Raw genomic sequence first — 18749 nt, 5'->3', positions numbered from 1 at the left:
TAGTATCAGAAACACTCCACAAGCTGCATCGTACAGGCTGCCTATCGCACAGTACTGCTTGCTTCAGAAGCTTCGGACATACGCCAGCTTTTGCTCCAACTCTTCCACGCACTCATAGCAATCATGCTCGTCGTTGGCTACCATAGGTGTGACCGGGTACAGGTTCATGTCGGTACGATTGTACGTCTTGAGCAGCGGAAGCAGCTGTGTCACCCGTGTATTGGCAGGGTCCAGCCAGGTATTGATTTCATCCTCTGACAGAATTGCCGGCATTTTATTGCCAAACTCACGAGTCACCAGGTTCGCGCCAGCCATGAGCATCGTGCAGGTACGCAGCGGCTGTTTGCGTGTATCTTTCCAGATTTCATACAGGCCAGCAATGCCAAACAGCCCCCGATCCGGCATCACCACACGCACCGCATAACGCTTTTTGCCCTCCTGACGCCAGTAATACAGTCCATTGCACGGAATCACACAGCGTTTCGTTTCAACCAGCTTGTAATACGCCGGGTTCTCATGCACCGTCATCAGGTTTGCATTGACCGCATCCCGTCCCCAAAAGGGGATAAATCCCCAGCGGAATTCATCCAGCACGCGCTCTCCGTCCTGATGCAGAATAATTGGCGTATGCTGCGTCGGGCTGATGTTATAGCGGTTTTTGTAGTAATACATTACACGTTCGATTTTAAAATGGTCCCGCACCTCGTCGAGATCGGCCGCAAGTGAAAAGCGTTCACACATATCCTACACTCCTTTTTCCTGTCAGGTTGAGTCTATTGTTTGTAAAAAGAAGGAATTTATGCATGTAATCCACCAGACAGAAAGCGACTTGTTGTGACAAGCCTTCCCAAGCGGCTCACGATTTTTCCTTTTTCCCCCGACAAAAACAACGACTTGGGACTCATTCCATTCACACATTTCCTTGTTACGATAATAGAGAAAATATACATTTATTGGAGGTTTTTAGTATGAAAAGGAAGTTGTTGATGAGCATCATGTTATTCTCTGCCCTCGCGATGTTTGGAAGCACCGTCTTTGCAGCCACGTTTCTGAGTTACGGCTATCCCAGCTCCACCATCCCGATCCGTACCTACAACTATGCTTCAGCATGGCAAGTCCCAATGGATACTTCCATTTCCAACTGGAACAATGCCGGAGCCAAGGTGCAATTTGTCAAAACCAGTAACTCATCCAACACGATTACCGCTGGCAACTTCAACAATACCGCTTATGGTGTCAACTACGCCTCCGTCTCCGGCAGCCAGATCGTGAGCTTCCGCGTTGAGCTGAACGCCTCTACCATCACTGCTGACGCCTCCAACCTGTCCAATTTCATCCAAAGTGTGTTTGTACATGAACTCGGTCATTCCATCTGGCTGGGTGACAACCCCACAACGAACAGCCCTTCCATCATGTCTTACTCGCGTAACCGGAATTCCATGACCCAGCCGCAAGCCTTTGATATCAACAATGTCAGATCCCGTTATTAATCACTGAAGCCCCATGAGTCGCATGAAATGAATTCGCAGGTCCAACACCTTATATCCAAGGAGGATTCCGTTCCATGAAAAAGAATAGAGCACTTACGCTGCTTGTATCATCCATCTTCATTTTATCTGCTGTCGGCTGCTCTTCCATGACTCCAGCCGCTTCAACCACCAATGCTCCCGTAACGATCATCGCATCCGAGGATTATCCCAGCTATGGCAGTGTGGATGCCTTGTCTGAGCGAGCCGACACGATTGTGAAGGGCAATGTGATTCAGACTCGTGTTCAGGCACTGAACGACATGGCTCAGGCAAACTCGTCTTCACTCAATGATATCAATGCTGCTGAAAGCGCAGTGAACGAACAGGTTTCTTTTGACAAAATCTATACAATCTATACGGTTCAGGTAACTGACTCCTATAAAGGACATTACTCAGCCGGGGATCAGATCGAGGTCAAGCAGCTCGGCGGTCAGCTGGGAAACACCGAAATTGTAAATGATGACAGCGTCAAGCTGATGCCGACCAAAGACTATGTGCTTTTCCTTGAAACGTATGAGGACACACCTGCCAGCCTGCTGAATACCGTTCAAAGTCTCTATGTCATTAAACCTGCTTCGAAGTCAAACCAGCCAAGTGAGCAGAGTGCCTCCGACGTGATAATCAGTGCAAATCCCGAGAACGATCTGACCCTGAGCCTGAGTGAACTGCAGCAGATCAAAGACGAACAATCCAATCCATAATCATTTTTCGGGCCAGCTTCTCGACATACTGCTTGCATCCTTTGGTTCTACATAAAACACAAAACGTGCGCTCGGTCATCCGGGCAGCACGTTTTGTGGTCCATCAATCAAAGACATTGCCTTGGAATTAATCTCTAAAGGTTCGAGCGACTGACATAGACCGGAAGGGTAAACCAGAAGCAGCTACCTGCTCCCTTTGTGCTCTGCACCCCGATTTCGCCTCCATGCCCTTCAACAATGGATTGAGCTATAGCCAGCCCGATTCCCGCGCCACCATTATTTTTACTTCGAGATTTATCAATACGATAAAAACGTTCAAAAATACGTGCAGTCTCTTCTGCATCAATGCCCTCTCCCTCATCTATTACTGCAATGCGTATACATTCTTCCTGTTGGGTGGCAGTCAGGATGATTTTGCCTTCAACCGGAGAGTATTGAATCGCATTTTGCAGCAAATTGGACAGAACCCGCTTCATTTGAGCAGGCACCATCAAGGCAGCGGGCAGTCGCTCAGGCAAGTCGATCTCCACATTCAGCTGTTTCTCATCAAGGTGAAAGGAAAAACTCTCCAGTGTGCTGAGCAGCAGCTCATCAACATGACCAGGCTGCGGATCGAATTTCTCCCCTTTTGCTTCCAGACTGGACAGATCAAACAAGTCCTGAATGAGCCCGCCCAATCGCTTCGTTTCCAGACGAATCGTGTTCAAATATCGTTGAAAGGTGACTTCATCCTTGATCACATCATCCTCCAGCGCTTCAACAAAAGCCTGAATCGATGCCAGGGGTGTACGCAGGTCATGTGAGACATTTGCAATTAACTCACGTCTGGCTGATTCCGAGTGATGCAGATCGTCAAAGCTTTCCTTCAGTCTGGAGCTCATTTCATTGAATTGCTGTGCAAGCAGCTTGAATTCCTGCGGACCGACGAGAGGGACTTCCGTCTGGAAATCCCCTTCGGCCAGTCGCTTGGTGCGTTCTGTAATTCGTGCGATCGATTTCTCCAACGGTTTGGTCAGTACATATTGAAGGACAAATGAAAATAAACCTATACCGGCACTTATTGCCGATAACCAATAAAATTGTTCAATGGTTAGCAGCATTTTGGAATAACTGACAAACAAACAGATCAGCAGCACGCCAATCCCCGTAAGACTGGACACGACCAGATACGTACGCAGCTTCATGAGTATCCACCTGCAAACTTGTAACCGATACCCCAAACGGTTTTGATATATTTCGGATCTGAGGCATTCTGCTCAATCTTCTCCCGTAATCTCCGAATATGCACAGTCACCGTGGTTGTATCTCCCTCATAGCTGAAATCCCATATTTTGCTTAACATCTGAGTACGCGAAAACACCTGTCCAGGGTGACTTGCCAGCAAATACAACATATCAAACTCCGTCACCGTCAAGTCAATGACCTGTCCGCCGATCTCTACCTCACGTTTTACAAAATCAATCGTCAGCCCTTCATAACTAATCGTATGCATGGGAGTAATAGCGGATGTCGCCTGTGCCGTTCGCATTCTCCTCAAAATAGCCTTGACACGCAGAACAAGCTCTCTTGGACTGAACGGTTTTGTCAGATAATCATCTGCTCCCATGGTCAGTCCCATCAGTCGGTCATGCTCTTCTCCGCGAGCCGTCAGCATTACAATCGGTACATCTTCAGTCTGCCGAATCTCGTTACAGACCTCCCAACCATTTTTACGAGGCATCATCAGATCAAGCACAATCAGACCCGGATTGTGACTTCGCCACAGCTCAATTGCTTCCATGCCATCTGTTGCAGTGACAACCGTATACCCTTCCCGTTCCAGATATCTCCGGCATACGTCTGTAATATTGCTATCATCATCGGCAACAAAATCCGTTCATTCATTCAACCCACCCCCTATTCCAAAAACACTCATTTGGCATAATCATATCACAGGGCGATGGTCATGCTACGTTATGTTTTCTTCTTTGTTACGCGTATCCTCGTTATTTCATCGCCTTCATTGGCTTCATATATTTGGACACGACTATATCACTTACATACGTATTCCCTTCGTAAATGGATGGCATCGACTTCAGATTAACCCGCATACCATCGACCATCATTTTCTTAGATCCAACCCACACTTGAATGGTTTTAGCCGAAGGCATCATCGCTTCTTCCATCATCATGTCATCTTTCATTTCCATGTCGTCTTCCATCATACTCTCATCTTTCATCTTCATGTCATCCTTCATCATACTATCGTCTTTCTTCATCATATTATCGTCTTTCTTCATCATCTCGTCCTTCATCATTTCTTCCATTTTGCCCATGTACATTAACGTAACGGATCGATCCTTGCTGTCCCACATAATGCTGTATCCATACATTTTTGCTGCCTGTCTCAATTGTACAAGCTCCATACCATCCTTTTTAATCGTTTTCATGTCGGCAGCACTTGCCAGTCCCGAAAAAGTTAAAGACATCATTAACACCGCTGCTACGAACGCTTTTTTGCTCTTGCTTGCTTTCCTCATCGTTATCACTCTCCATCGTTTAATATAGCTTGCAAGGACTACAATAAAGAGAACAACTTACGAATCGCTAAGCAAATGATTACGAAAAGATTACGAAGTTAAATTTTGTCTGCGTCTGTATCTCAGCGTCTATGTCTGTGTACGTTCTTCACACATAAAAACGGTTGAAATCTCTTTGGCAGAGACTCCAACCGTTATATATTATTGAATAAAATCAACCATCGAGCGAACCTCAACCGATCCCGGATTCGAGATTACACCCGCATGCTGTAACCCTTCTCTGGACGTGAACCGCACCTTCACCGGTAGGCCTGGAACGAGATCAAAGAAATTATCAGAGAATACCCCTTCAGCTTCAGAAGACATCCACACCTGCTTGGCAAGCACATCACTTTCCAGCAGGAGATACACACCCTCTTCATCGGCGCCGCCGCTGACGGTGATATTGGCAGGCTGTAATGCAAGCTCTTTTGCCGGTACAAAATAATGCTCCTGCACAAGATCAGCCTCACCGCTTTGTCTCAGCTCCACTCGCAGCAGCACCGCTGACGGATCATGTCCCTGAAGCCAATCTGCATGATGCAGAGAGATCAGCTTTTCACCCGAGTTTGGTGCAAGGCTCACTTCAATTGTATCTTCCCGATGCACCGTTCCATCGAATCCAATCAGTCGAAGCTGCAGTTGACCTTTTACCGGCTTTAATTGATCCGAGATCACGTAAACCTCGGTTACATCCGGCTTCGTCCCGTCCACGGATACAAGCACATCATTGAAGCTGCGCTTCGCATAATACTGCAGCGCCTTCCAGCGGCCCAGGTAATCCATCCCTGCCCATGAGGCAACGGGCCAGCAATCATTCATCTGCCAATACAGTGTGCCCATACAGTATGGCTTACGGCGTCTATGAGCTTCTATGGCTGTTTTCATCGCTTCGGCTTGAAGCACCTGACTCATATAGAGGAAGGATGGAAAATCTTTAGGTTCCGGCAAATACATATCCATATATTGTTTGATCAGCCGATTGCCTGCTCCATTTTTCTGATGTGCAAGCATAACCTCGGACTCCAGCGCCAGATCCTTTTCCTCCGCATAGGTGCGAACCGATTTGTATTCCGGGAACGACTGGAATCCGTATTCACTCATAAAACGACCGACATATACATTGTAATTTTCAAAAGGTTCCACGTTGTGCCACACACCCCAGTAGTGGATGTCGCCTTCGGAAGTAGAGGGATGAGCATGCTGCTTCTCGTCACCTGTCAGCGATACAATCGGTGAGGAAGGCCAGTAGTCGATCCCGGGTGCATAAGCTTCAACCACTTCTGGCAGAAGGTGATGGAAGATGGCTTCATAATCCGCCCAGATGCGTTCACGCTGCTCTGCGTTGTAGTCCTTTTTCCAGCCCCAGCCACCGTTCTCGATATAATGCGCCCAGGCCGAATCAATCTCGTTATTACCACACCACAGCACGATGCTCGGATGATTGCGCAGACGCTTCACATTGTCAATGGCCTCATGTCTGACGCTATTCAGGAATGCTTCGTCCCCCGGATACATGCTGCATGCAAACATAAAGTCCTGCCACACCATAATGCCATATTCATCACAGAGCTCGTAAAAAACATCTTCCTCATAAAAGCCGCCGCCCCATACACGAAGCATATTCATGTTGGATTCAGCCGCTGAACGAATCTCATGCAAATAACGCTCCCGTGTTACCTCTGTAATAAAGCTGTCATTCGGAATATGATTTGCTCCTTTGGCAAATACCGCCACACCGTTCAGTTCAAAATAAAAGGATGCACCCGCTTCGTCCCGATCACGGACAAGACGAATGGAGCGCAGACCCGTCTGCACCTCCGCTTCCGCCAAAACTCTCTCGCCCTGAAGCACTTCAGCAGCAAAGGTATACCGATACGGATCACCCAGTCCGCGGCTCCACCAGAGCTTCGGATTTTTTATAGAGATGGAAAGCTCCACCGTCTGCGTACCAGGCTGCAAAGCTGCTACCACCACCCAGCGCTGACCTGCGGCTCCGATACGAAGTACAGCATCCACAGCTTGAGAGGTTTCAATCTCCACCAAGGCAGTTAAGCTGGCCAATGCAGCATTCACTTCGTTTTGCCGGATAAACACATCGGTAATTCGAACATCATTCCAGCCTTCGAGCCTTGCTTCCCGCCAGATGCCACTGGTCACGAAACGCGGTCCCCAATCCCAGCCATAGTGATACGGTGCTTTGCGTGCAAAAATGCTGACACGTTTATCCCCCAGACCACCCACATCGGATTGGTCATTGGATGCAGGCAATGCGTAACCCAGCTTTTCCAGCTTCGGTAAATCCTCCTGAATCGGAGAACGAAAACGGACACGCAGCACATTCCCCTTTTCCTTCACCAATGCTTTGACCTCTGCCCTCCACACCCGGAACATGTTGTCCGCATACAACACATGCACGTCATTCACATATACATCCGCATACGTATCCAATCCGTCAAAAACAAGCTCCAGATGATCCTGCGTATAAAGTTCAGGCGCCACATCAAATGTGGTTTGATACTCCCAGTCCTTCTTGTCGATCCACTGGACTTCCTTCTCGTTGGTCCCATAGAATGGGTCGGGGATAAGGCCCAGCCTCAACAGATCGGTATGCACGCATCCAGGTACCTGAGCCGGCATCCATTCCTGGTCTTCACATGCTTTGAACGTCCAGTTCTCAAATCGCTGCAATTGGTTCATGCTCATGATAGCCTCCAATAGGGTTAGAGTAAAAGAAGAAACCTGTTTTGTTAGGTTTTGTTATTATATAAACAAACAATTAACAAAACAAAATTAACATGTTATCCGTGTGCAGTCAATGTGTTTGGTCGAAAAGTTTTGAAACAAACACCCATAAATCGAAAAAAGGACATAGCGCGTCACATTGTGAACTGCTCCATGTCCTGTTCTGTTCTGTTCTATTCTATTCAATTCTGTTCTAACTTACCTTATCAGCCCTGATCTTGTGTTTGTTTTGCCCTTCACTCGCGCAGCGAATGATACTCCTCACGCATGATGAGTTCAGCGTGAATCAGCTTGCGTTCATAAGGAACTTGCGGATGCTCTATTCGCCATAACAGCTGATCCACCGCTCTCGCACCGAGATGCTCCTTATGAATATGTGCGGTAGCCAGAATAGGATCTTCTGTGCGTGTATTATCAAATCCCGTTACCGTACATCGTTCGGGCAGCTGAAGCGCCCGACCCTGCAGCGCCTCGATGATAATTGAAGCTGTATGGTCATTCGCACACACAAACACTTCAGGGATGTCCTCAAGCTGCATGTCCCTAACCACCTGCTGCATCTTTGCATACTCCTGCACCAGCAGATCTGGATGTTGTTGCTCCTGCAGCCCCAGCTCCTCAAGGCCCATCCGATAGCCAAGCCAGCGCTCTCTGAAGCTGACTGCATCAGGCAGCTGCCCGGCAAATTGAAGCTTCCTGTATCCCTTCGCGCCAAGCATAAGCACCAGTTCTTTCATACATTTCACATTGTCTGTAAATACCGCATCTGCATGAATGGCCGTATCCTCATGATCAACCATCACAAGGGGAATACGCAGGCGATATATTTCGAGCAGCACGGACGTTGAGATGGTGCCCACTGTGATTACCCCTCGGATGGCCTCGGGGTTGAGAACCGAAAACATATGATCGGAAGACGGCTCTGTCAGTGTCATGATATCCATGCCAATCTCATTCAGGCGTGCTGAAATGCCCTCAAACACCGGCCCCCAATACAAGGAAGACCGATTCTGCGAGCGTATATTTGGGAAAAGAACCAAGATGGTCCCTTCCCTCTTATCGCCAGCTGCCTTTGTACCAAGCTTGGTATGTGGCGGCTCTGCCGAATAACGCTTCGGTTCCATTTTAAAATAGCCCAGCTGCCCCGCGGTCCTGACAATCATCTCCCTTGTGTGCTCACTAACCCCCGATTTGCCCGTCAGTGCACGCGAGACAGCAAATTTGGATACTCCCGCAGCATCTGCAATCTGCTGCATCGTTACTCTTTTCCCCATCCTGCTCACCCGATTTTCCTGATTTTCCATCCAGTGTAGCATAAAAGTCCAGATTAACAAAACATGTTTTGTTAATCTGGACTTTGTTAGGTTAAACGCTAAACATACATGCTTCTTTCTAGATCTCTCTTTTGCTTGGGCAGACTTCAACTATCCCCGTGCAAAACGCAATGTTATATCGCCGGACGTTTTCTGCGTCGAAAGACAGGCTGTGATAGCTTAATCTCCGTAATCAATACACCAGCCAGCATAAACGCTGCTCCGATGTATCCTTGCAGGGTTAACATTTCTCCCTGAAAAGTAAAAGCAAAGGCAGCTGCAAACAGCGGCTCTAACGAGAAAATAAGACTTGTTCTCGTTGGAGAAGCGTGACGCTGTGCCAAGGTTTGCAAAATGTAACCCAAGCCACTGCATAATATACCCAGGCCCAGAATCGCTGCCCAGGATTGAGGAGTATCCGGCAGCCTGGGGCTCTCAAACACAAATGTAGCGGCAGTGCCCCACAGTGCTGCTACACCCAGCTGCACCGTTCCGAGTGTCAACGGGTCATGCTTGGGAGTAAATTTGCCCGCAAGCATAATATATACGGCATAGATCAGGGCGGCAACAATACAGAGCACGTCCCCGATATGCAAACTTAATTTGTGTTGAAGTGTCAACAATGCAAGCCCTGTTACAGCGACCAGAACACTGACGAGCAATCGTTTATCCGGCATTCGGCGGCGCAGTATCGTCGTTAATACCGGAACAAAGATGACAGCCAGGCTGATCAAAAATCCGGTCTGGGATGCCGTCGTTCGCTGAACGCCATAGGTAATGAACACAAATGCTGCAAATAAAGCCGTTCCCAATATAGCTCCGGCAACCAGCGTTCCACGATCCAGCTTCCTTAGTCTTCTGTGAAAGAAAAGAGCTGCCGCTATAAAGGCAATCCCGAATCGCAAAGCGATCAGATTCAGTTCCTGAATCGAAGCAAGCCCCGATTTCATAAATAAATAGGACGAGCCCCATATTACTGTTGCAAGCAGCATCTGCATATCTGCTCTTCGTGATACATGAATCTGTTTACCGTGTGCCCCGTTCATTTTACTTCTACCTTCATTCTATATAGTCTGAGCTGCGCCTGTATGTATATCAAACTAACTCGCCTTGGCAAGTATAAACGATCTCTTTGCATTATAAAAATGAATATTTATAATAGTTAATATGAAATTAACTCATAATTCGGAAACCAGCTCACATGGAGAGGAAGTCACTGCATAATGTCACTCATCAAATACGAAATAATAAATACTGTTGTTGAATACGGAAGCCTGACTAAAGCCTCCGAAGCGCTGAACATCACACAGTCTGCCGTGAGCCATGCCATCGCCAGTCTGGAGAGCGAGTGCGGCTTCTCCCTGCTGCATCGGAGCCGCTCCGGTGTACGTGTTACACCCGAGGGAGAGCGGATATTGGCATACACCCGTGAGATTATGCGGTGGACGGAACTGATGCATCAGGAAATCTCTCTGATCCGGGGGGCCGAGATTGGTACTGTTCGCATCGGGACATTTGCCAGCGTCTCCACCCAGTGGCTTCCCGGAATTCTTAAACAGTTCAGGCTTCGCTATCCAGGGATCGAAATCAAGCTGTGGGAAGGCGACTATGCGGAAATTGAACACTGGCTGGCCAGCGGTGCTATTGATCTTGGCTTTCTATCTCTCAGTGACACCTCTCCATTCGAAACGATTCCATTACAAAAAGACAGGATGATGTGCATCCTGCCTCTCGATCACTCTCTTGCATCCGCAGAGTCCGTCTCGTTTGAGCTGTTGCTGGAGCAGCCCTTTATTTTGCCCAAATGGGGAGGCGACAACGAAATTGAACGTTTGATCCGTCAGCACAACGCCAAGCTGAACGTCGTCTACGAAGTAGCCGAGGATCAAGCCATTATGGCCATGGTGCACAACGGACTGGGCATCAGTCTGCTGCCCGAGATGGTCTTGCAAAATCACACGAAATCACTTGCGCTTGTGCCACTTGCAGATGATCCGTATCGTACGATCGGACTGGCTTGCGCTTCTCTTCGGAATCTGTCACCCGCATCTCGCCGATTCATTGAGGAAGTAGAACAATGGCTTGAATCATCGAAAGCATCCAGTTAACCCACGTTCACAAATTGAAGTATTCCCACAACCATCAGCAGCAGAATGACCACGACAATAGTTATACCAAATCCGGTGAAAAAACGTCTGCGTGGTGAAGCTTGCTGCTGCTGCATATGGCTTGTAAGTTCATCCACTTTATGTTCAAGCTGATTCAATCGATCCTTCACTTCGTTAAGCTCCTGACCTGAATTCATGCTCACATCTCCTTCCGTTTAATTCCATACCCGATCAAGCTGATCTGCGTAGTATCGAATGGCCCGGCTGTAATCGCTTATTCCCTGATCCGTAGACGTATCTGCAAGCTGTAAGAGCAGTCGCTGCATCGCCTCTGCATGCTCACCCAAGTTATAGAGCACCATCGCATAGAAAACTTCGAATTCCCGACGCTCGGGAAATTCTTTGATGCCGGTGAGCAGCCACATTTTGGCATGTTCATATTGTGCAAGTGTGCGATACGTGCTGCCGAGCCCGAGAATTGCACCTGCCCGATCTTCTGCGGAAAGTTCGAGCTGTAATGCCTTCTCATAATAAGGCACGGCTTCGCGCTCCAAGCCAAGTGAATCATGGGCCCATGCGAGCTGATACCATGCTTCTCCATGATCAGGTTCCTGATCGGTGATCTTATGTAGAAGCTCAATGGCCTCCTTGAGTTTACCTTCCTGCCGCCAACCTATAGCCTGCTGTAAAAAACTCATGCTGTCACATCCAATAACATATAATATGTTCATAAACTCTATACATCTTGATTATTGTACCATATTTCACCATAAAAATAAGATATTAACCCCATAACAAAAAGCACACCTAGAAATGATTGGTTCAACCGAGGTTGTGCTCTCAATCATTCAGCGTGTGCTTTCTGAAGCTGCCTTACCTTCAATACCTGTTACGACCAGGCTGTGTTGGCAACCATTACAATGAAAATGAGCATGAGATAATTGACCGAGATCAAAAAATTGATCTTTGCCCATCGTTCATCATTTTCTGTTTTCAGACCACTGATCGTATGTACAAACCAGATGATGCTGCTAATCAAGGAGATGATCAGAAATACCAGTCCAACGTAATCGTAATAATACAGCAGGAATACGGCAGGAATTAGCAGAAAAACATACGGAATCATCTGCAGCTTGGTACGTTTCACACCTTTCACCACGGGCAGCAGCGGAAATCCCGCAGCACGATACTCTTCTACCCGACGAATACCGAGCGACCAGAAATGCGGGGGCTGCCATAGAAATAACAGCGCAAATAACAGCCATGCTCCTGCATCAATCTCATCCGTTACCGCTGTATAACCGATAACCGGCGGCATCGCCCCGGCAATTCCACCAAGCGAGGTGCTCCAGGTAGAGCTGCGCTTCAGCCACATCGTGTAGATCACAATATAAGCGAACCAGCCCAGCAGGGCCATCCAGCCGGATAGCGGATTTACCCACAGGAACAATACCGCCAGTCCCGCGATGCCAAGTGCCAAGCCATACCCAAGCACAAACCCGGGCTTAAGATGGTTAATGTACTCCATCCTTTTTTTCGTTCGTTCCATCTTCTGATCCAATTCCCGGTCCCAATAGTTGTTAATGACACAGGCTGAAGCAATGACCAGCGTTGAGCCAAGCACAACCAGCAGCAATGACACCCAATGGATATACCATTTTGAAGCGACCCAGAAACCAACGGCTACTGCAAACACATTCAGCCTTAACAGTCCGGGCTTGGTTAATGCAATCATGTCTTTAAGCATCAGAAGCCTCCTGAATGATGTAAAAACGCCATTCCTATAATGATACATGGACAAATCATGAATTACAATCGCTTTCATGGATTTGTCATAACAAAAAGCATTCTTATCCGCTTCATTTACGGAAAGAATGCTCGTTTTGTCGTTGTTATTATATTGCATCCAATTTCATGATTCATGCATGTTTTACGGAATGTACTGCTGTACAATTTGAATCACTTTACCATCCTGAACGGTGAGATGATACGGGAAGACCGATAAATCCACGATTCGTGTATCTCCGTATAATGATTCGAACTTGGACAGCGATACAGGTTCATTCCACTGAATCTCCGCTCCCTGCATGGTACCGTCGTGATCATAAAGCTGCATAAGAACTTTGGCATCAGCCTTAACCTCAATCTGCTCCTGCTCCTTGTTATCATTCACAATATAGTAACCATCGGGTGCTTCATCTATGCCCGCATCCGGATTGCGTTGTTTGAAAACTGTATTTGCTTCTTCGCCCTGATACCAGCCGATCTTGTCTACAGTCAGCATTAATTTGCCGTCCTCGACACGTATTCCTTCAATATACGCCGTGTATACTTCGGAATTGGCAAGCTGTGCTTTATTCGCTGAAGGTGACTGAACATTCGTACGCTGCTCTGCATTGGCAGGGGTTAGCAAATATGTAGCCAGCACGATGATGCCTAATAAAGCTGCTGCTGCACCAATCATCTGTAATCTCCATTTTTTCGCCGCGTTTTTCATGCCAGCATCTCTCCTTATTTCACTATGGCTTTTTTCACTAAACAATTCGAAGTTTCAGAATGCCAATGAATAGTTCAATACATATGATTATTAACCGAAAGCTTTTCTCCTCAAACGGACATGTTCCGTTGTAACGAATTCAATGGTTATGTACACATCATACGTCAAATCGTTTCTGCAAAAGTTTCATCCAGATTAAAAATAGTTACAATTCACGTCATCACTTCAAGCCTGTCTGTTTATTAATCACAGAGAAACCCTGAATGAGTTTGCTTCAGGGTCTCTGCAGTGTCTATATACTGTATGCTTGTACCCTCACCTTATGCCTTAAATGTGCAGTGAGTCGTTTAATGGCTCGTTCTGGTGTCTTGAGCCAAGCGAACCAGCATATGAGCGAGCATATGCCGCTCGTCTTCTTTACCCACATTCCAGAGCTCCTGCAGCAGCTTCTCTTCACGGTTGCGAGGTTCCTCGTTAGCCGCGAGATGATCGGCCACCTTTTGGGCGATTTTAGCCATTTGTTCTTCGCTTAGGCCGATGGATTCACCCATCGCAATCCGTTTGCCCAGATAATCCTTGAATGCATCAAAGTTTTGCAAGATGTGATCTCTTTCCTCCGGTGCAATCTTTTCAATGGCATTGTCTACCTGATCGGTGGAGACCTGTCCGTCTTTGTGAATCACATGATTATGTTCATTCATCTTGATTACCTCCCAGAGTTTAATTGCATTGTGATCTTGTGATCATCTTTCCATCGCTGTCATTGGCAGTTGGCAGATTGTTCTGCTATGTGCTTCATCATTACAGGACACTTATAATATAAACGTCCTGCTGAAGTTTAATCAGCCTGTTTTCAAACAAGTAAAATTTCGAGCAATAGGTACACAACATACGTTTCAAAAAAGCTCATCGGGTTAATCGTTTTACATATACATGATGGTGTTTGGTTATGTTAGTAAGCATCGTCACTACTACGGAAAACTAGGAGGAATTCTCATGAATAACGATTCCAAGCGTGATAAAAGAAACGACGAACTCAAACCGGGTGTTAATACAGTTATCGAGCCTGACCAAAGAAATCCTGGTCCAACCGATATGATTGAAGATGCCGTTGGCGATATCGTAGATAACATTCGCAAAGATTTTACCCGCAAACCGAAAGATTCCTCAAATAATGAGTGAACAGACAATACTGTCGCATAGATTGTGAATATATTAAAATAATGCAAAAACAAGTCCTCCCTGCTGCCAATCGCTTTGGGAGGACTTGTTGTCGTATCAGACCGTTTTTTTCATACGCTGCAGCTCTTTATGAATCCAGATTGCGGCAATCGAGCCTTCTCCCATCGCAACAGTGGCCTGCTCTGCATGCAGACCCAGATCCCCGGCAATCCACACCTGAGACGCTGCTTGCATGCTGCGCGGGTCAGCTTCCACGTGTTTATTGTCTGTGATCACTGCACCCAGCTGCTCGGCCAGTTCATAGTGCACCCGGTTGCCGCCAAACGCAATAAATCCACGCTCCGATTCGTAAATCTGCCCATCCTCTGTCAGCACACCCGTAATATGGCCGTCCTCCATCTGCTGCACCTCCTGCACGGCAGCTTCCAGATAACGCACCCCTGCTTGTTTCATCTGCCGATGCAGGTCTGCCGAGATGGGTGTCTGATCATGATTGATATATAACAGATCATCTGTACGTTCGATCAGAACCATGGCCATATTGGCCCCGGCTTCGCCAGCGCCGAGCAGAATCGTGCGCTGTCCTTGAATTTCGTAGCCGTCACAATCGGGGCATACATACACCGTTCTGCCCAATGTGGGTTTAAGACCCGGAATGTCAGGCATTCGATCCGTCAAACCTGTTGCCAGCAGCACCGTTTTCGTCTCATATATGTTGCCGGAGGAACCCTTCAGTCTGATTCGTTCCTCCTGTATACGACTGGCTTCAATGATCCGATCCTGTTCAAAATGAACGCCTGTGCGTTCGGCCTGCATCCGGCCGCGTGCTCTGAGCTCTTTACCCGATATGCCCTCAGGATGACCAAGGATATTATGATAGGTCCGACATAGTGTTGATCGTCCCTCTCCTGAATCGATCACCAGAATCTGGTGTACGGAATAACGTCCGAGCTGGATGGCGGCTTGAAGCCCTGCGAGCCCTCCACCCACAATAATGCAATCAACCTCTCGCATGCTTCCTCTCCTCCTCTGTGTCCAGTACTCTCACTCCATAGCTTAAACCAAAATCAAAAAACCCAAACCTTCGCTTTCATAGCGAATGGTTCGGGTCCGTTATAAGAATACAATTTATAATAACATATATGAGATCATAAGGTGCTGTTAAAACGTATAAGAATCAAACCGCATCGCATTGGTAATGGCATTCCATACATCTGCTGTCTCACCGCCCATATACCAGTAAGCCAGCCCTGCAATGTTCTGCTCACTGCTCATCAATACCTTGGCTGAAAGAGAGCGACTTTCCTCTGCCCATATCTCTCTTGCAGCATGGGCGGCAGTATAATTGATCCTGTACTGACTCAGGCTTGTGTCCCATTGTGTTCGAGAACCGGCTGCGGCCGCCCGAATACCCTGCTCCCCTAGTGTAATATCCCATGAAGCTGTCTCTGGACTTGCCATGGACCAATCCCGAGTATATAACGGTAAAGCCAGAATCGTTTTGCTATTTGCCACCTCGTTCAGCATCGTTGCCAGCGCTCGCTCCACCCAAGGCAGCGAAGCCACTGAGCCTGGCTTCGGATCACCGCTCCAGTGCTCCTCATAACTCATCAGCACCATATAATCAGATATCTCACCCAAGTTGACGTAATCAAAGGCGGCCGTCCAATCTGTGCCTAGATCAGGCGAGACATCCACTGAAACAACAGCACCCAGCTTGTGCAGAGCGGTTGTTAAAGAAGTCACAAAAGCGGTGAAGCCTGCCCGATCAGATGGGTCTACATTTTCAAAATCAACATTGATGCCGCCAAGCTTGTAGGTTTTCACTAAACTGGTCACTTGTTTGACTACTGCTTCCCGATTCGCGGAACTGGACAACATCTGATGGGTGATCTCTTTGTTGGAACGATTGCCAAGCAAAGGCCAGAGCTTGCGATCTGTACTTGATGCCCATGAGATCAGAGTGGAGTCAACATGATTGGATACACTCATATCCCCATTCAGGAAAAACCAGCGCGGCACCAGTGTGTTTACAGGCGACTGCTGCACCTGCTTGATGAATTCCGCCGTTGATGAATTATACTGCCAACCCAGCTGAATTCCAAGCTGCTCTTTACGCTTGAGCTGCGCGGCCCATGTTTGATTCTGGAGTATAGCATCCAGCATAACGGCTGCCTCTTCACGTGTGACCTGCTCACCCGGCCGAAATAAACCGTCACTGCCTCTCATTAAACCAAGCCGATACACCGTCTGTACATATGGCCGAGCCCAGGTCGAAATCTCCGCAGCGTCCGAATATGTATTAGCCAGGTTATTCATTTCTACGGGACGCTGTTTGAGCATTCGTACGAGCAGTGCCGCTGCCTCCTCACGTGTGATGGATGCATTCGGTTGAAACAGGCGCTTTCCCTTCCCCTCCAGAATGGATAGATTGGTCATAGCTGCCACGTTGCCATAATACCAAGCCTTAGCAGATACATCTGCATAAGGATTCATGCTGTTCTTGACCGGCTTTAACGCGAGCAGGCGTACAGCAAACGAAGCAAATTCTGCTCTTGTAACCGCCTTTTTCGGTTCAAACGAATGCTCGGTCGTTCCAGCCACAACCCCTTGATTCACCAGACGATCAATGGCTTCTCTTGCATAACTTGTGCGAGTATCCTCAAAAGCAGACTGATTTCCTGCTGCATGAACGATCCCGCCTCCATTACCCGCCACAGAACCTAACATAATAGCGCCGATAAGGGCCGTTTTCCACAGGGAACGACAAGCGTGTTTCATATCTATTTTTTTCACAGTAAAAAGCCTCACTTCAATAGTTTACGATGTATTTATCGTATCAAATTGAAGCGAGGCCGTATGTGGTTAAATATTGGAAATGTCGAAGCTTATTTGTGTACTTTCACGCGCTCCTGGATCGGTTGGAACTCTTTCTCACCTGGTGTTGCTGTTGGTTTACCAAATGGCATCTGTGCAACAAGTCTCCAGTTCTCTGGAATATTCCATTCCTGTTTCACTTTTTCATCAATCAGTGGATTGTAGTGCTGCAGAGACGCACCCAGTCCTTCTTGCTCCAGAGCAGTCCAGATTACGAGTTGAAGCATACCGTTGGATTGGTTTGCCCAGATCGGGAAGTTATCAGCATAGGATGCAAAGTTCTGTTGAAGCTGTGCAATGACATTGTTGTCTTCAAAAAACAGAACCGTACCATAACCACTACGGAAGCCTGCCATTTTCTCAGCTGTGGACTGGAAAGCCTCTTCGTTACCAACAACTTCACGCAAAATTTCTTCCGTATGATTCCACAGTTTATCATGCTGCTCGCCCAGCAATACTACTGCTCGGGAGGTTTGTGAGTTAAATGAGGTCGGTGTATATTTTACCGCTTCTTCAACGATTTCCTGAATTTTCGCATCCGAGATCGTGGATTCCTTGCTGATTCCATAATAAGATCTTCTGTTCTTCAACGCATCAAAAAAAGTAGACATTCGTATACGCCTCCTAAGTAATTTTAATTCATTACCAACACAGTAACTATAATATAGTAACATACATTAGTCAATAAACTATTTTATCTATATGGAAAATTAAACAAGCAGGACGAACATTGTAATGCGTGTGTAGCTCCTTCTCTTTCCCTTCATTCTCATTATGCTTCCATAACTGCTTTTTTTTCATTCATTCCTCTTCCGATAATCTGCACGATACTTTTCTTCCGTAGACGAATTACTCTTGGTTTGATGTTTGTTTTTCTCCTCCTGTGCTTCCATATTTAAATCCTGCATCGGAATCGGGTCTACAGTCTGTTCCTGCTCGTACCGATCCAGCATGCTTTCATTTTCCGTCTTATATTGTTCTGGTTGGTCATGCATCTTGTCCTGTGTGTCATTTTTCCCATTTTGTGCCGGTGTTTGTTTATTCATGCCGCTTCGCCTCCCAAGTTTGAAAATGGTTCGTCAATTGACAGCTATCGATTCTTTACCTTTCTTTACCTGTTCGTATGAAATTCTAAACATCCGCTGCTTCCGGGCAGTGTCGATTCATGGTCGTTATTGTTGGTTGTGATTTGTGAAAATGAAAACTAAAAAAGCCGACCCCACATGCTGGTCGACTTTG

The 18749-nt window shown here is 47.1% G+C and carries 20 protein-coding genes; 4 read left to right on the top strand and 16 right to left on the bottom strand.

What is annotated here, in order from left to right; genetic code table 11:
* Nucleotides 1–63 precede the first annotated feature (63 nt).
* On the bottom strand, nt 64–741 hold the full coding sequence (locus ACQSGY_RS09725; RefSeq protein WP_216513603.1) for an SOS response-associated peptidase: 678 nt from the start codon (nt 739–741) through the stop codon (nt 64–66).
* A gap of 227 nt (nt 742–968) precedes the next feature.
* Here ACQSGY_RS09725 and ACQSGY_RS09720 point away from each other — a divergent pair, with 227 nt between their 5' ends.
* Both ACQSGY_RS09720 and ACQSGY_RS09715 read left to right on the top strand, forming a co-directional pair.
* Nucleotides 969–1490: a hypothetical protein gene (locus ACQSGY_RS09720; RefSeq protein WP_145402629.1), complete on the top strand. Its 522-nt coding sequence runs from the start codon at nt 969–971 to the stop codon at nt 1488–1490.
* A gap of 74 nt (nt 1491–1564) precedes the next feature.
* Nucleotides 1565–2230: a hypothetical protein gene (locus ACQSGY_RS09715; RefSeq protein WP_427051705.1), complete on the top strand. Its 666-nt coding sequence runs from the start codon at nt 1565–1567 to the stop codon at nt 2228–2230.
* 134 nt (nt 2231–2364) lie between these two features.
* Here the strand turns inward: ACQSGY_RS09715 and ACQSGY_RS09710 are convergent, their stop codons facing one another.
* From ACQSGY_RS09710 to ACQSGY_RS09685, 6 genes are all read right to left on the bottom strand, one after another.
* Nucleotides 2365–3414: a sensor histidine kinase gene (locus tag ACQSGY_RS09710; protein ID WP_427051704.1), complete on the bottom strand. Its 1050-nt coding sequence runs from the start codon at nt 3412–3414 to the stop codon at nt 2365–2367.
* The gene (locus ACQSGY_RS09705) at nt 3411–4076 is read right to left on the bottom strand and encodes a response regulator transcription factor (RefSeq protein WP_427051810.1); all 666 of its coding nucleotides are present in this window, start codon (nt 4074–4076) and stop codon (nt 3411–3413) included. The genes ACQSGY_RS09710 and ACQSGY_RS09705 overlap by 4 nt, the downstream gene beginning before the upstream one ends.
* Nucleotides 4077–4215: 139 nt before the next feature.
* On the bottom strand, nt 4216–4749 hold the full coding sequence (locus ACQSGY_RS09700; RefSeq protein ID WP_427051703.1) for a hypothetical protein: 534 nt from the start codon (nt 4747–4749) through the stop codon (nt 4216–4218).
* 201 nt (nt 4750–4950) lie between these two features.
* Entirely contained in the window at nt 4951–7488 is a 2538-nt protein-coding gene (locus ACQSGY_RS09695; protein ID WP_427051809.1) for a beta-mannosidase, read from the bottom strand.
* A gap of 281 nt (nt 7489–7769) precedes the next feature.
* Entirely contained in the window at nt 7770–8807 is a 1038-nt protein-coding gene (locus tag ACQSGY_RS09690; protein WP_427051702.1) for a LacI family DNA-binding transcriptional regulator, read from the bottom strand.
* A gap of 173 nt (nt 8808–8980) precedes the next feature.
* Nucleotides 8981–9892, bottom strand: a complete 912-nt coding sequence (locus ACQSGY_RS09685; protein ID WP_427051701.1) for a DMT family transporter — start codon at nt 9890–9892, stop codon at nt 8981–8983.
* 177 nt (nt 9893–10069) lie between these two features.
* Between ACQSGY_RS09685 and ACQSGY_RS09680 the strand changes: the two genes are divergently transcribed.
* Nucleotides 10070–10954 (top strand): LysR family transcriptional regulator, encoded by an 885-nt coding sequence (locus ACQSGY_RS09680; protein WP_427051700.1) that lies wholly within the window; start codon nt 10070–10072, stop codon nt 10952–10954.
* On the opposite strand, the gene ACQSGY_RS09675 is transcribed toward ACQSGY_RS09680, so the two are convergent.
* The 5 genes from ACQSGY_RS09675 to ACQSGY_RS09655 form a co-directional block, all read right to left on the bottom strand.
* Complete coding sequence (locus tag ACQSGY_RS09675) at nt 10951–11151, bottom strand: hypothetical protein (protein ID WP_427051699.1); 201 nt, start codon at nt 11149–11151, stop codon at nt 10951–10953. The genes ACQSGY_RS09680 and ACQSGY_RS09675 overlap by 4 nt on opposite strands.
* An 18-nt stretch (nt 11152–11169) precedes the next feature.
* On the bottom strand, nt 11170–11652 hold the full coding sequence (locus ACQSGY_RS09670) for a tetratricopeptide repeat protein (RefSeq protein ID WP_427051698.1): 483 nt from the start codon (nt 11650–11652) through the stop codon (nt 11170–11172).
* 191 nt (nt 11653–11843) lie between these two features.
* On the bottom strand, nt 11844–12701 hold the full coding sequence (cyoE, locus tag ACQSGY_RS09665) for a heme o synthase (protein WP_427051697.1): 858 nt from the start codon (nt 12699–12701) through the stop codon (nt 11844–11846).
* 183 nt (nt 12702–12884) lie between these two features.
* Nucleotides 12885–13451, bottom strand: coding sequence for a hypothetical protein (locus ACQSGY_RS09660; protein WP_427051695.1), 567 nt, complete (start codon nt 13449–13451; stop codon nt 12885–12887).
* 347 nt (nt 13452–13798) lie between these two features.
* A complete protein-coding gene (locus ACQSGY_RS09655) occupies nt 13799–14152 on the bottom strand; it encodes a DUF3243 domain-containing protein (protein ID WP_427051694.1) in 354 nt (117 codons plus the stop codon).
* A gap of 295 nt (nt 14153–14447) precedes the next feature.
* Between ACQSGY_RS09655 and ACQSGY_RS09650 the strand changes: the two genes are divergently transcribed.
* A complete protein-coding gene (locus ACQSGY_RS09650) occupies nt 14448–14633 on the top strand; it encodes a hypothetical protein (protein ID WP_427051693.1) in 186 nt (61 codons plus the stop codon).
* A gap of 96 nt (nt 14634–14729) precedes the next feature.
* Here ACQSGY_RS09650 and ACQSGY_RS09645 read toward each other — a convergent pair whose 3' ends face one another.
* From ACQSGY_RS09645 to ACQSGY_RS09630, 4 genes are all read right to left on the bottom strand, one after another.
* Nucleotides 14730–15647 (bottom strand): NAD(P)/FAD-dependent oxidoreductase, encoded by a 918-nt coding sequence (locus tag ACQSGY_RS09645; protein WP_427051692.1) that lies wholly within the window; start codon nt 15645–15647, stop codon nt 14730–14732.
* A gap of 147 nt (nt 15648–15794) precedes the next feature.
* Nucleotides 15795–17429 carry an S-layer homology domain-containing protein gene (locus ACQSGY_RS09640; protein ID WP_427051690.1) on the bottom strand — a complete coding sequence of 545 codons (1635 nt, stop codon included), beginning with the start codon at nt 17427–17429 and terminating at the stop codon, nt 15795–15797.
* 92 nt (nt 17430–17521) lie between these two features.
* On the bottom strand, nt 17522–18121 hold the full coding sequence (locus ACQSGY_RS09635; RefSeq protein WP_427051689.1) for a nitroreductase family protein: 600 nt from the start codon (nt 18119–18121) through the stop codon (nt 17522–17524).
* A gap of 186 nt (nt 18122–18307) precedes the next feature.
* A complete protein-coding gene (locus ACQSGY_RS09630) occupies nt 18308–18556 on the bottom strand; it encodes a hypothetical protein (protein WP_289373600.1) in 249 nt (82 codons plus the stop codon).
* Nucleotides 18557–18749: the final 193 nt, after the last annotated feature.

Origin of the sequence: Paenibacillus sp. TC-CSREp1 (assembly GCF_050171015.1) — a bacterium.
In the GTDB taxonomy this organism is placed as follows: domain Bacteria; phylum Bacillota; class Bacilli; order Paenibacillales; family Paenibacillaceae; genus Paenibacillus; species Paenibacillus silvae.
The sequence above is the reverse complement of the archived record's forward strand: the minus strand, read 5'-3'. Positions and strand labels throughout refer to the sequence as shown.